This is a genomic window from Pseudomonas sp. IAC-BECa141 (assembly GCF_020544405.1).
GTDB lineage: Bacteria > Pseudomonadota > Gammaproteobacteria > Pseudomonadales > Pseudomonadaceae > Aquipseudomonas.
Genome location: NZ_CP065410.1, coordinates 5,809,697 through 5,823,340, shown reverse-complemented (window position 1 = coordinate 5,823,340; position 13,644 = coordinate 5,809,697). Strand labels below are relative to the sequence as shown.

General features: G+C 61.6%; 12 protein-coding genes and 1 pseudogene. 4 read left to right on the top strand and 9 right to left on the bottom strand.

The genetic code is table 11. From position 1 onward, the window contains the following. Positions 1–4: 4 nt before the first annotated feature. The 8 genes and pseudogenes from I5961_RS26735 to I5961_RS26700 form a co-directional block, all read right to left on the bottom strand. The gene (locus I5961_RS26735; RefSeq protein WP_227233805.1) at positions 5–835 is read right to left on the bottom strand and encodes an AraC family transcriptional regulator; all 831 of its coding nucleotides are present in this window, start codon (positions 833–835) and stop codon (positions 5–7) included. Between the two features lie 4 nt (positions 836–839). Continuing rightward, positions 840–1,856 (bottom strand): hydrolase, encoded by a 1,017-nt coding sequence (locus I5961_RS26730; RefSeq protein ID WP_227233803.1) that lies wholly within the window; start codon positions 1,854–1,856, stop codon positions 840–842. 65 nt (positions 1,857–1,921) lie between these two features. Next, the gene (locus I5961_RS26725) at positions 1,922–3,181 is read right to left on the bottom strand and encodes a M16 family metallopeptidase (protein WP_227233801.1); all 1,260 of its coding nucleotides are present in this window, start codon (positions 3,179–3,181) and stop codon (positions 1,922–1,924) included. Between the two features lie 226 nt (positions 3,182–3,407). Then, positions 3,408–4,747 (bottom strand): annotated as a pseudogene (locus I5961_RS26720) (M16 family metallopeptidase). 114 nt (positions 4,748–4,861) lie between these two features. Next, positions 4,862–5,467 (bottom strand): 16S rRNA (guanine(966)-N(2))-methyltransferase RsmD, encoded by a 606-nt coding sequence (gene rsmD / locus I5961_RS26715; RefSeq protein ID WP_227233800.1) that lies wholly within the window; start codon positions 5,465–5,467, stop codon positions 4,862–4,864. Then, on the bottom strand, positions 5,467–6,954 hold the full coding sequence (locus tag I5961_RS26710; protein ID WP_227233798.1) for a M16 family metallopeptidase: 1,488 nt from the start codon (positions 6,952–6,954) through the stop codon (positions 5,467–5,469). Before I5961_RS26710 ends, rsmD begins: the two co-directional genes overlap by 1 nt. Then, the gene (locus tag I5961_RS26705) at positions 6,947–8,302 is read right to left on the bottom strand and encodes a M16 family metallopeptidase (RefSeq protein ID WP_227233797.1); all 1,356 of its coding nucleotides are present in this window, start codon (positions 8,300–8,302) and stop codon (positions 6,947–6,949) included. Before I5961_RS26705 ends, I5961_RS26710 begins: the two co-directional genes overlap by 8 nt. A 151-nt stretch (positions 8,303–8,453) precedes the next feature. After that, positions 8,454–8,648, bottom strand: a complete 195-nt coding sequence (locus tag I5961_RS26700) for a hypothetical protein (protein WP_080511029.1) — start codon at positions 8,646–8,648, stop codon at positions 8,454–8,456. On the opposite strand from I5961_RS26700, the gene ftsY reads away from it, so the two are divergent. From ftsY to rpoH, 4 genes are all read left to right on the top strand, one after another. Then, positions 8,647–10,143: a signal recognition particle-docking protein FtsY gene (gene ftsY, locus I5961_RS26695; RefSeq protein WP_227233795.1), complete on the top strand. Its 1,497-nt coding sequence runs from the start codon at positions 8,647–8,649 to the stop codon at positions 10,141–10,143. The genes I5961_RS26700 and ftsY overlap by 2 nt on opposite strands. After that, complete coding sequence (gene ftsE / locus I5961_RS26690; protein ID WP_007953396.1) at positions 10,140–10,811, top strand: cell division ATP-binding protein FtsE; 672 nt, start codon at positions 10,140–10,142, stop codon at positions 10,809–10,811. Before ftsY ends, ftsE begins: the two co-directional genes overlap by 4 nt. Further along, positions 10,808–11,833 carry a permease-like cell division protein FtsX gene (gene ftsX / locus I5961_RS26685; RefSeq protein ID WP_085697859.1) on the top strand — a complete coding sequence of 342 codons (1,026 nt, stop codon included), beginning with the start codon at positions 10,808–10,810 and terminating at the stop codon, positions 11,831–11,833. Before ftsE ends, ftsX begins: the two co-directional genes overlap by 4 nt. 115 nt (positions 11,834–11,948) lie before the next feature. Then, positions 11,949–12,803 carry an RNA polymerase sigma factor RpoH gene (rpoH, locus tag I5961_RS26680; RefSeq protein ID WP_007953393.1) on the top strand — a complete coding sequence of 285 codons (855 nt, stop codon included), beginning with the start codon at positions 11,949–11,951 and terminating at the stop codon, positions 12,801–12,803. A gap of 70 nt (positions 12,804–12,873) precedes the next feature. Here rpoH and mtgA read toward each other — a convergent pair whose 3' ends face one another. Further along, complete coding sequence (mtgA, locus tag I5961_RS26675) at positions 12,874–13,596, bottom strand: monofunctional biosynthetic peptidoglycan transglycosylase (protein WP_085697858.1); 723 nt, start codon at positions 13,594–13,596, stop codon at positions 12,874–12,876. Positions 13,597–13,644: the final 48 nt, after the last annotated feature.

Sequence of the window (13,644 nt, the reverse complement as noted above, 5' to 3'; positions counted from 1 at the left end):
GCGCTCAGCGACCCAGCCGCGCGCTGCGATAGGCCGCCGGCCCCACACCATAAACCTGTTTGAACTGCCGGCTCAGATGGCTCTGGTCGGCAAATCCCAGCTGCGCGGCGACTTCCACCGGCACGCAGCCGCTCTGCAGCAAGCCCCGCGCACAGGCGATCCGCTGCTGCATCAGCCAGCTGTGCGGCGGCATGCCGGTGGCGCGGCGGAACACCCGGGCGAAGTGGAAGGGTGACAGGTTCACGGCCGCCGCCAGTTCTTCCAGCGAGGGCGGCGCCGCCAGTTGCGCGTGCAGCAACTCCTTGGCCATCGCCACCGCGCGATGCTCCTTGCCGGGGTTGCCGTTGATTTGCACCGCCGCGTGACGCTGCAACAGCCGCATCATCATTTCGCGCCACACCGTTTGCTGTTGCAGCGCGGTGGCGGGGCTTTCCAGCAAGCGGTGCAACTGACTGAAGCCGGTGACCAGATCCGGGTCGCGATACAGCGTTGCGCCAAAGGCCGGCATCGGCGCGGTCGGCAGCTCCAGTTCTTCAAGCAGCGAGACAATCTTGCCGGTGTCCGGGTAGAACGCACGGTACAGCCAGCCGTCCTCGGTGCCCTTGTGGCCGGTGTGCAATTCATCCGGATTGATCAGCACCAGCGTGCCGCTGCCCGCCAGGTGTTCGGCGCCGCGATAACGGTAGCGCTGGGCACCGGCCATGATCATGCCGATCACATAACCGTCGTGGACGTGCGGGGCGAAACGATGCTCGATGTAGCGCGCGGTCAACAGCTCGACCCCGGCCAGAGGCGCGGCTTGCCAGAAACGGATCGACTCGCCCCGATCGCTCATGACCTCACCCGCGACCCGCGTCAGCCAGCCACTGCGGAATCCGTCGTTCCAGGTAATAGCCCGGCTGGCGGAGCGTGCCGTCGACGAAGCCGACATGCCCGCCCTTGTTCTGCAATTCGAACACGGTCGAGCTCGATAGCTCACTGGCTGAAGGCAAACTGTGGGGAAACACGAACGGATCGTCCGCCGCCTGAATGATCAGGGTCGGCGTGCGAATCTCTCCGAGAAAGTAACGGCTCGATGCCCGGCGATAGTAATCCTCGGCATCGACGAAACCGTGCAGCGGCGCGGTCACCCGGCCATCGAAATCCCAGAAAGTGCGCATGTTTTCCAGCGAGCCGAGAGCGGCCAGTGCGGCAAGACCGTCCTCGCGCCCGTCGTGCTGGAACTGGCGCTGCTTGTTCTTGATGTAGGCCACCATCTCGCGCATGAAGTGCGCCTGATAGACCTTGGAGAAACCCTGGCCGATACGGTCGGCGCATTGATCGAGGCGAAACGGCACCGACACCGCCACGGCACCCCGTACGCCGCTGGCGCTGCCGGTTTCCCCCAGATGCTTGAGCAGCACATTGCCGCCGAGGGAATAGCCGACCGCATACAACGGCGCCAGTGGCCGCTTGGCTTTCAGATGGCGGATGGTCTCGGCGAGGTCTTCGCTGGCGCCGGAATGGTAGCTGCGCGGCAACAGGTTCGGCTCGCCGGAGCAGCCGCGCCAGTTCAGCGCAACACTGGCCCAGCCCTGTGCGGCGAGCGCTGCCTGGATTCCGGCCACATAAGGCGAATTGGAGGAGCCGGTCAGCCCGTGCAACACCAGCACCAGTGGCGCTTCGGCGCTGTGCGGGCCGTACCAGTCGAGGTCGAGAAAGTCGCCATCCTCCAGCCATAGCCGTTCGCGCTGGCGGTCAAGGTGAACGGTCTTGCGCCAAAGCGGCCCCCACAAGGTTTGCAGGTGCGGATTGCCAAGGCCGAAGGCGGGCGTGAAACGAAAACCTGGTTCGGAAGGAGAAAGAAGTGCGCGCACGGTAAATCTCGACGGTGTCATGCATGAAGTGACAGTCATACAAGGGCTGTCACTTCAAGGGAGGTCTAACTTGCCACAAAGCCTGCATCGGCGCGACACGAATGCCCCGACGGCTCGACGGTCGGGACAATGGCCGGTTGCGGGAGCGGCACTTGGGGTACCGTCGGACCGACCGTCACTACCCGCCACTGATCGTCCGGCAGATGTTTGTCCATTGCCGTTCTGATCTGTTCAAGCGTCAGGCGCTGCACCTGTTGTGCGAAGAAGTCCAGGTCCAGTGGCAAGTGATGCCGGTTGATCTCGGCCAGGCGCCCGAGAATCTGCGCGTTGCTGGCGCTGCTAACGATGTTGGCGTTGGCCAGTCGGCGTTTGAAGTAAGCCAATTCCTCCTGTGTCGGGCCCTCACGCCGGAATTTGCTGAGCATCGATTTCACCAGGGCCACCGTTTCATTCGCGAATTGAGGGCTGGTCTGCAGGGTGATTGATGTCAGGCCGCTGCCCGCCCAGTCTTTGGTGCGAATGCTGGCGTCGTACACCAGGCCGCGTTTTTGCCGCAGTTCTGTCATCAGACGGGAGTTTGCTCCCCTGCCGAAAATCAGCGTCGCGGCATACAGCGCAACGAAGTCTTCGTGTTGGCGCGACAGGCTGGGTTGTCCCAGCAATACGTGAACCTGTTCCTGTGTGCGCTCGACATGGCGATGCATTTCAGTACCGAACGCCTTGAGCGGTTCGACGGTGGGCAATGCAACGAGGGGCGCGGGTAGCGCGTTGGCGATTTGCAGGCTGATGGCCTGTGCCTGTTCGACGGAAAGGTCTCCCACCAATGTAATTTGTGTCTGGCTTGCCGAGTGGGTCTGGCTGTGAAACGTTTGAACGGCCTGACGGGTGAGCGAGGTCAGGCCGGCATCGGTTCCGTAGATCGAACGGGCGTATGGCGTGTCCGCAGCCAGCAGATCCTGCAGGCGCAGCGAGGCAATTTGCGCAGGTTGTTGCTGTTCTGCCAGCTGCAAGCCACGAAGCTCGCGCTTGACCCTGAGCAGAGCTTCTTCGGTAAGAGCGGGCTGCCCCAGCATTTGCGTAAACAGCTGCAGTGCCGGGCTGCTTTTGTCTGGATCGCTCAGGCTGCGCAACGTGAAAGTGGCACGTTCCTGATCCAGGTCCATCCCGAGCTTCGCTCCCAGCCCGTCGAACACTTCGGCGATAGCTGCATGATCACTCATGTCGGCGACGCCTTCGTTGAACAGACTGAATGTCACCGCTGCCAGACCGGGTGTGTCGCCATCGCGTGCACTGCCGCCGGCGAAGCTGACGTGAACGTCGAACATTGGCAGATCCGTGGTGCGGATGAATAACGTTTTGATGCCTGTCGTGGTTTTCCAGCCCTTGATGGTAAAGGGGCGTGGAGCCTGTTGTGTGGAGTCTGTTTCCAGCAACGATTGCAATCGAGTGTCGGGAAAGCCGGCTGGCGAGTTGGCGGCAGTAGCCGGGCTGGCTGACAGCCAACCGATGAGTGCGAAACAGGCCAGGACAGACTCAAAGACGCGCGCCGATTTATCCATGTTTTTTCTCCATGAGCACATGGGCGGTGCTGAGGCGTTCGCGGATCAGATATTTTTCAGCGGTCTGACGGATGTCCTCGGGCGTCACGTTCTTTAACCCGGCAATCTCCTGATCGAGCAATTGCCACGACAGGCCAATGCTCTCGAGGGCGGCCAGCTGTTGGGCAGTGCTCTCGATAGAATCTCGTGCAAAAACCCTTTGGGCGATCAACTGGGTTCGCGCGCGTTCCAGTTCATCGATGGAGGGAGGCGTTGTGCGCAGCTCCTCGAACAGATCCCAGACGCGTGATTGCGCCTTGTCAGGCGTGGCCGAGTGCGAATTGTCGAGCCGGGTGCGCACTATCAGGAGGGTGTCGCCACGGCTGTAAAGGTTGTAGCTGGCGTCGACTTGACTGAGCAAATGCTCCTGGTGCAACAGGCGTTTTTGCAGGCGTGCGCTCTGGGAGCCTGCCAGCAACATTCTGATCAGCTGCAGTGCGTGTGCGGTCCGATCGGTGTCTGCCGTAGCCAGGCTGGGAACGTTGATTGCCATGATCAGTTGTGGGGCAGGAACCGGTTGTTTGAGTGTGATTCGGCGTTCGCCCGGCTCCGGCAGTTCATGAGGTTTCACGGCTTGTGGAAAGGCGCGACCGGGCAGGCTGCCGAAGTAACGCTGAGCCAAGGGCTGAACGTAATCGAGCGTGACGTCACCGACGACAACCAGCGTGGCATTGCCGGGGGAATAGCGTGACTCATACCAGTCCCGCAACTGAGTGGCGTTCAGACCGTGCAGGTCATCCAGCCGCTGACGGGCGTTCGGTAGCTGCTGGAGGGATAGGCCAGAGCTTCCAGGCGTTCCATTGCGGTGTCGAGAGGACTGTCTTCAACACTCCAGCGACGTTCCTCTTGAATGACGGCAATCTCGGGGGTGAAATCCTCAGGTCTGAGGTGAGCGGTCGACATCAGGTCGGCCATCAGCTCAAACGCGACGCCCAGATAAGGCTTGGGCAGCGTCTGGTAATAGGCCGTGACGTCCTTATTGGTAAAGGCATTTTCCGATGCGCCCAGGGATTCCAGAATGGCCGATGCCTCACCCGGACAAGTCTTGCTGCTGCCCTTGTAAAGCATGTGCTCCAGCGCGTGGGACAGTCCGGTCTGGCCCGGCGATTCGTCAGCCGAGCCGACTTTGAACCAGAGTTGCGAGGTGACCAGCGGGGCCCGGTGATCCTCGCGGACGACGACCTTCAGGCCATTGTCCAGCCGAAACTCATGGGTGGTCGGTGGTGGATCGGCCAGCGCCAGCAGCGGGGCGAGGGCCAGGCAAGGCAGCATCCTGCTGCACAAAGTGTCCATAAGTGATTCATCCTCAGTGGATTACGGAAATGGCGTAATCCACTGTGGAGATTTTGCAGGGGAGGCGTGCGGTAGTTATCTACCGCACGCCGGGCATTGCGTGGATCGACGGTGTCAGAGAGCGGGCAGGCTGCGCTGCCACAACGCGTAGTACACCCGCCCGGATTTCTGCTCGCGGTGCAGGCGCCAGTTGCCCGGCAGGCCGAGGGTCGATGGTGCGGTTTCGCTTTCAGTGTAGATCCACGAATCTTCGGCCAGCCATTGGCGCTCTTCCAGCAATGTGCACACCGACGGCAGCAGGTTCTGGTTGAACGGCGGGTCGAGGAACACCAGGTCGAACGCGGTCGCGGTCTGGGTTTCCAGGTAGCGCAGCGCATCGGCGGTCTGTACGTGGCCGTTGGTGCAGCGCAGCGTGCCGAGGTGTTCTTTCAGGCTGGAGACCGCAACATGGCTGGCGTCCAGGGCCTGACCCATTGCTGCGCCACGGGACAGCGCTTCCAGAAACAGTGCGCCGCTGCCGGCGAACGGATCGAGAACCTTGGCCCCGGCAACGTAAGGCGCGAGCCAGTTGAACAGGGTTTCGCGTACCCGATCCGGCGTCGGACGCAGGCCCGGCGCATCAGGAAAGCTCAGTTTGCGGCTGCGCCATTCGCCGCCGATGATGCGCAACTGGTTCACCCCGTTGTGCAGTTTTTGTACAGGTTTCTTTGGACTGGCCATTAATGCTCCGGAACCCCGAGCGGCTGCTCGGCAGGTTTATCAGATGGGGCCGGTAACGGCTTTTGCGGCACGGTCGGGCCAGCGCTGACGATGACCAGTTTATCCGTGCTCAAGTGTTTGTTCATGGCATCGCGAACCTGCTCGACCGTCAGGCTCTGGGACTGACGCATGAAGTCGTCCAGATAACTCAGCGGCAGGTTGTAGAAACCCATGGCGCCGAGTTGACCGACGATATCGGCATTGCTCGCGGTGGACAGCGGAAAGCTGCCGGCCAGTTCGCGCTTGGCGTCGTCCAGTTCTTTCTGGGTCGGGCCGGTCTTGAGGTAGTCGCCGAGCACGTCCTGCACCAGTTTCAGGGTGCCTTCGCTCATTTGCGCACGGGTCTGCAGATTGATCATGAACGGGCCGCGAGCTTGCATCGGGCTGAAGGCTGAATACACGCCGTAGGTCAGGCCGCGCTTTTCACGCACCTCGCTCATCAGCCGGGTGCCGAAACCGCCACCGCCGAGGATCTGGTTGCCCATCGACAGCGCGGCGTAGTCCGGGTCATCACGGTCGATGCCCAGTTGCGCAATCATCAGATTGGTCTGCTTGGACGGGAATTCGATGTGGCCGACGCTGGCCTTCGGTTCGGTCGGTTGCTCGATTTTCGCCAGCGCCGGGCCTTTTGGCAGCGCAGCGGACACCTGATTGGCAATCGCCTCGGCTTCACTGCGGGACAGATCGCCCACCAGTGCGATCACCACGTTGCCCGCCGCATACGCCTTGGCGTGGAACTCACGCAGTTGCGCCAGCGTGATTTTCGGCACGCTTTGCGCGTTGCCGTCGCTGGAGTGGGCGTATGGGTGATCGCCGTACAGACGCTTCATCAGCTCCAGGCTGGCGAGTTTGCCGGGGTTCTGTTTCTGGTACTCGAAACCGGCGAGCATCTGGTTCTTGATGCGCGCGAAGGAGTCGGCCGGGAAGGTCGGTTTGCCCACCACTTCCGAGAACAGTTTCAGCGCCGGCTCGCGTTTGTCGGCGGCGCTCAGGCTGCGCAGCGAGGCGATGGCCATGTCTTTATAGGCGCCGTTGCCAAAGTCCGCGCCCAGGCCTTCGAAACCTTGGGCGATGGCACCGACGTCCTTGCCCGCCACGCCTTCGTTGAGCATGGCGTTGGTCAGCAGGGCCAGGCCCGGCGCGTTACCGTCCTGGCTGCTGCCGGCGGCGAAAATCAGGCGCATGTCGAACATCGGCAATTCGCGAGCCTCGACGAACAACACCTTGGCGCCTTCGGCGGTGTTCCAGGTCTGCACGTCGAGCTTGCGGCTGGCCGGGGCCTTGCCGTCGAGTTCGGCCAGCGATTGCAGCTTCTGGCTGGACTTGGCGTTATCCAGCGCTTCGCTGGCCTTGGTGTTGTCGCTCGGCACCAGATAGAACGCAGCGGAGCCGATGACGGCCACGGCGATCAGGCCGAGCAGCAGGCGTGGGGTTTTGCGCTCACTCATGAGTCGTCTCCAATGGCAGGACGTGGGCGACGCTGAGACGTTCGCGGGTGAAATACAGCTTGGCGGCGTTCTGGATGTCTTGCGGGGTGACGCTTTCCAGATCGGCCAGTTCGGTGTCCATCAGTTTCCACGACAGACCGACGGTCTCCAGCTGGCCGATGGCGGTGGCCTGGCTGGTGATCGAATCGCGCTCGAAGACCAAGCCGGCGATAACCTGCGCACGCACGCGCTCCAGTTCTTCGGCGGACGGTGCGGTGGTTTTCAGCTGATCCAAAAGTTTCCACAGACCGGCTTCAGCCTGGGCCATGGTCTTTTTCTTCTGGGTGTTCGGCGTGGCCGACAGGGTGAACAGGCTGTCGCCGCGAGTGTAGGCGTCGTAACTCGACGAACCGCCGGACACCAGCTCTTCACCGCGCTCCAGCTGGGTCGGGATGCGGCCGCTGTAGCCGCCGTCCAGCAACGCCGAAATCAGGCGCAAGGCGTTGACCGAGCGTTTGTCTTCGGCGGTGGCGATGCTCGGAACGTTGAAACCGAGCATCAGGCTTGGCAGTTGGGTCTGCACATGCAAGGTGATCTGGCGTTCACCCGGTTCCGCCAGCTCCAGCGGCTTTTTCGCCGGTGGCACGTCGCGTTTCGGGATCGGCCCGAAGTAGCGCTGGGCGAGGCTTTTCACCTCGTCCTGGGTCACGTCGCCGACCACCACCAATGTGGCGTTGTTCGGCACGTACCAGGACTGATACCAGTGACGCAGCTCTTCGACCTTCATCCGCTCAAGGTCGGCCATCCAGCCGATGGTCGGCGTGTGATAACCGCTGGCCGGGTAGGCCATGGCCTTGTAGCGCTCGTAGGCCTTGGACATCGGCTTGTCGTCGGTGCGCAGGCGGCGCTCTTCCTTGATGACTTCGATTTCCTTGGCGAACTCGTCGGCCGGCAGCCGCAGGCTGGCCATGCGGTCGGCTTCCAGTTCGAAGGCCACGCCCAGACGGTCGCGGGCCAGCACCTGGTAATAAGCGGTGAAGTCGTCGCTGGTGAAGGCGTTCTCTTCGGCGCCGAGGTCGCGCAGGATCAGCGAAGCTTCGCCGGGGCCGACTTTTTCGCTGCCCTTGAACATCATGTGCTCGAGGGCGTGGGACAGACCGGTCTGGCCCGGGGTTTCGTAGCTGGAACCGACCTTGTACCAGACCTGCGACACCACCACCGGCGCGCGATGGTCTTCGCGCACGACGACCTTCAGGCCGTTGTCGAGGGTAAATTCGTGAGTCGGTTGCGGATCGGCCGCCAGGGCCGAAAGGGGCAGGCAGACTGTGCTGAGCAGCAGGCCTGCGGCGCGGCGGGCTAGAGCATTCATTCGTTTTTAAACCTGTTGGGCTGCCCGCTTGGTCTTAGCGTCGGCGGGCGAGAGGGTGCTAGGATACTGATCCGTTTTACCGGCGACCACGCCTATCCGGTTTTGAAACCTGATCAGGTTGTATGGGTTTGCGGCAGAAGGCTTTGGTTTATCAGCTAAACTTCGCTTTTTCGCCGATTTTGCCGGCCAGTCCTTCATTAAAACGATTCCTTTGAGGTGCCGTTGGTGCCTCGACAAAATGTTGCGCGTGAACAAGCTGGGTGAAACACAGTCTGTTCTGCATCGAATATTTATTTGCCGGGGCGCCCCTGTGGCGCGTCGCTACCGTGAGATAGCCGTCCTCCATGTTTGGTTCCAACGACGACAAGAAGACCCCAGCTGCGGCTGGCGAGAAGAAAAGCCTGTTCGGATGGCTGCGCAAGAAACCGCAGGAACCCGTCATCGAACAGCCGACTGCCATTCCTGAGCCAGCCCCCGCGCCTGCTCCCGTATTAGAAGAAGCGCCGGCACCGGTTGTGCTGCCGATCGCCGAGCCGGTGTTGCAACCGGTGGCCGAGGCCGAGCCTGAAGCGCCGGCTGCCGCCGAATTGCCGCTGACCCCGGCCAGTGAGCCGTGGCTGACCTTGCCGGTGGCGGAAGAGCCGGTGGCGCTGGTGGAAGAGGCCGCGCCGCACGTTACGCCGCCGATTCCTGCGCCGGTTGCGTTTACGCCGGAACCTGCTCAGGCGCCAGTGGTGGAAGCCGCTCCTGTCATTCCAGAACCTGTGGTTGCTGCCCCGGTTGCCCCGATTGTTGAAACGCCCGAGCCTGCACCTGCACCTGCACCTGCACCTGCACCTGCACCAGTCGCCGTAGCGCCAGTCGCTCTTGTGGAAACCCCGGTCGAGGCCCCGCGCACCGAGGAAACCAAGGCCGGCTTCTTCGCCCGCCTCAAGCAAGGCCTGTCCAAGACCAGCGCCAGTATTGGCGAAGGCATGGCCAGCCTGTTCCTCGGCAAGAAAGCCATTGATGACGATCTTCTCGACGATCTCGAAACCCGCCTGCTGACGGCCGACGTCGGCGTCGAGGCGACTTCGGTGATCATCCAGCGTCTGACCCAGAAGGTCGCACGTAAAGAGCTGGCCGATTCCGACGCCTTGTACAAATCCCTGCAGGCCGAGCTGGCCGCAATGCTCAAGCCGGTCGAACAGCCACTGAAAATCGCTTCCCAGAACAAGCCGTTCGTGATTCTGGTGGTCGGCGTCAACGGCGCCGGCAAAACCACCACCATCGGCAAGTTGGCGAAGAAGCTGCAGCTGGAAGGCAAGAAAGTCATGCTGGCCGCCGGTGACACTTTCCGTGCCGCAGCTGTCGAGCAATTGCAGGTCTGGGGCGAGCGCAACAAGATTCCGGTGATCGCCCAGCACACGGGCGCGGACTCGGCTTCGGTGATCTTCGACGCCGTGCAGGCCGCCAAGGCCCGTGGCATCGATGTGCTGATCGCCGACACCGCTGGTCGTCTGCACACCAAAGACAACCTGATGGAAGAACTGAAGAAGGTTCGCCGGGTGATCGGCAAGCTCGACGCCGATGCGCCGCACGAAGTGCTGCTGGTGCTCGACGCCGGCACCGGTCAGAACGCCATCAACCAGGCCAAGCAATTCAACCAGACCGTCGAACTGACCGGCCTGGCGCTGACCAAGCTCGACGGCACCGCCAAGGGCGGGGTGATTTTCGCCCTGGCCAAGCAATTCGGCCTGCCGATCCGCTACATCGGCGTCGGTGAAGGCATCGACGATCTGCGTACCTTTGAAGCCGAACCCTTTGTCCAGGCATTGTTCGCCGAGCGGGAGCGTTCATGATTCGTTTCGAACAGGTCGGTAAGCGCTACCCGAACGGTCACGTCGGCTTGCATGAGCTGAGCTTTCGAGTCCGTCGCGGCGAGTTCCTGTTTGTCACCGGCCACTCCGGTGCCGGTAAATCCACATTGTTGCGCCTGTTGTTGGCGATGGAGCGTCCGACCAGCGGCAAACTGCTGCTGGCCGGACAGGACCTGAGCACCATCAGCAATGCGCAGATTCCGTTCCTGCGCCGACAGATCGGTGTGGTGTTCCAGAACCATCAACTGTTGTTTGATCGCACGGTGTTCAACAACGTCGCGCTGCCGTTGCAGATTCTCGGGCTGTCCAAGGTTGAAATCGCCAAGCGCGTCGATTCGGCGCTGGAGCGTGTGGCGCTGTCGGACAAGGCCGAACTGTATCCGGGCGACCTCTCCACCGGTCAGCAACAGCGCGTCGGCATTGCCCGCGCCATCGTTCACCGTCCGGCTTTGCTGCTGGCGGACGAACCGACCGGTAACCTCGACCCGCGTCTGGCGGCCGAGATCATGGGCGTGTTCGAAGACATCAACCGTCTGGGCACCAGCGTGCTGATCGCCAGTCACGACCTGGCGCTGATCGCGCGCATGCGCCATCGCATGCTGACTCTGCAACGCGGCCGATTGATCGGCGACGGGGAGGCCGGCGTATGAGTGCAACACGTAGTCCGAAGGTTTCCGAGCGCGTGGCCCCGAAGGCAGCCGATCCGCAACCGCCAAAGAAGAAAAAGCACGACGATGACGACGGCCCGGATTTCGCCACATTGTTCCGTGCCTGGATCGAAAGCCATCGCGCCAGCTGGATCGACAGCCTGCGCCGTCTCGGCAAGCAGCCGATCGGCAGCTTCTTCACCTGCATGGTGATGGCGGTTGCCCTGAGCCTGCCGATGGGGCTTTCGCTGTTGCTGAGCAACGTCGAGCGCCTGGGCGGCTCGTGGCAGCGCGCGGCGCAGATTTCGCTGTACCTGGAGCTCGAGGCCAGTCCGTCTCAGGGCGAAGCGTTGCGCGACCAGATCAAAGGCATGCCCGGCGTAGCTGATGCTGAATATGTCGGCCGCGACCAGGCGCTGGAAGAATTCCAGCAGCAGTCGGGACTGGGCGAAGCCCTGCGCGAGCTGCCGGAAAACCCGCTGCCGGGCGTGGTGCTGGTGACGCCGAACGAGGTCGACAAGTCGACCCTGGAAGCATTAAGACAAAAACTTTCCGAGCTGCCGAAGGTACAACAGGCGCAACTTGATCTAGTCTGGGTCGAGCGTCTGGCCGCCATCCTCAAGCTCGGCGACCGTTTTGTGTTCGGTCTGACGGTGTTGCTGGTTTCCGCATTGCTTTTGGTGATAGGCAATACCATTCGTCTTCATATTGAAAACCGCCGCACCGAGATAGAAGTGATTAAACTCGTCGGCGGCACCGACAGCTATGTGCGTCGTCCTTTCCTTTATATGGGCGCGTTGTATGGCTTCGGTGCGGGGCTGCTGTCCTGGGGTGTATTGGCGTTCGGCCTGGACTGGCTGAATGACGCGGTGGTCGGGCTGGCCGGCTTGTACGGCAGTGACTTCGCACTGGCCGGCGTGCCAGTTGCCGACGGTCTGTCGCTCTTGCTTGGCGCGGTGCTGTTGGGTTATATCGGTGCATGGATTGCAGTCGCACGTCATCTCAGGGAGTTGGCGCCGAAGTAGAATCTTTTTTGCGCGTGATTGACCTTTCAGTGGTTAAGGAAACTTTCATTTGAGTTTCCGGTCAATTTTTCGCAATGCTGAAAAGCATGAGTATGTAAGTCGGAGGTTTTTCCGTATGTCCAATTCTTTGCAACCTGCGTATGCATTGGTTCCAGGCGCAAACCTGGAAGCCTACGTGCACACCGTCAACAGCATTCCATTGCTGACGCCGGAGCAGGAGCGTGAACTGGCCGAGAGTCTCTACTATGAGCAGGATCTGGGGGCGGCTCGGCAGATGGTGCTCGCCCACCTGCGGTTTGTCGTACACATCGCCCGTAGCTATTCCGGCTACGGTCTGGCTCAGGCTGACCTGATCCAGGAAGGTAACGTCGGCCTGATGAAGGCCGTTAAGCGTTTCAACCCGGAAATGGGCGTGCGTCTGGTGTCCTTCGCGGTGCACTGGATCAAGGCCGAGATTCACGAGTTCATCCTGCGCAACTGGCGGATCGTGAAAGTCGCGACCACCAAGGCCCAGCGCAAGCTGTTCTTCAACCTGCGCAGCCAGAAGAAGCGTCTGGCCTGGCTGAACAACGAGGAAGTCCACCGTGTGGCGGAAAGCCTCGGCGTCGAGCCGCGTGAAGTGCGTGAGATGGAAAGTCGCCTGACCGGCCATGACATGGCCTTCGACCCGGCTGCCGAAGCCGACGACGACAGTGCTTTCCAGTCGCCGGCCAACTACCTGGAAGACCACCGGTACGACCCGGCGCGTCAACTGGAAGATGCCGACTGGAGCGACAACTCCAATCACAATCTGCACGAAGCGCTGGAAGTGCTGGACGAACGCAGCCGCGACATTCTCTACCAGCGCTGGCTGGCAGAAGAGAAAGCCACGCTGCACGATCTGGCGCAGAAGTACAACGTGTCGGCCGAGCGGATCCGTCAGCTCGAGAAGAGCGCGATGAACAAGCTCAAGTTGTCGATTGCCGCATAACCGGTAGTCTGGCAATAAAAAACGCCCCGATCAGTGATGATCGGGGCGTTTTCGTGTGCGCTTCAGAAACTCATTGGGCCCAGGGTGCCCGACGTGACTCATCGAGTGTCAGCAGATAGCTGTCGCCACCCAGCTGGCTCATCTGCTGGCGAATCCATCCGGCGCGGCGCGACACGTAAGCAGTCGGATGACTGGCGCTCCACACCCGAGGATTCGGCAGTACGGCCGCCAGATAACTCGCCTGCTGCCGGGACAATGACTTGGCACCTACGCCGAAGTGATGCCGTGCCGCCGCTTCGGCGCCGAACACGCCGTCATCCCACTCGACGCTGTTCAGGTACACCTCGAGAATCCGCTGCTTGGGCCAGAACACTTCGATCAACGCGGTGAACCAGGCTTCCAGGCCTTTGCGCAGATAACTGCGGCCCGACCACAGGAACAGGTTCTTCGACACTTGCTGGCTCAGGGTACTGGCGCCGCGAATCGAACCGCCGAGTTCGTTGTGGGCCAGTGCTGCCTTGATTGCACTCAGGTCAAAACCCCAGTGCTCGGGGAATTTCTGGTCTTCGCCGGCAATCACCGCGACCTTCAGATCATCGGAGATCTCGTCCCACGGCTTCCAGGTGCGTTGCAGATCGATCGGCTCGCCGTCGACCCAGGATTCGATCTTTCGCTCGACCATCAACGCCGTGCCCGGCGGCGGCACGAAGCGAAACACCAACACCAGCAATACGCTGCCGCCCGCGAACCAGAGCAGGGCCTTCGTGAAACGACGGAGAAATAAACGCAGCATAGAGATGGCTTGGCCGAACCGGTTGAGCGGGCCATTATACAGACCCTG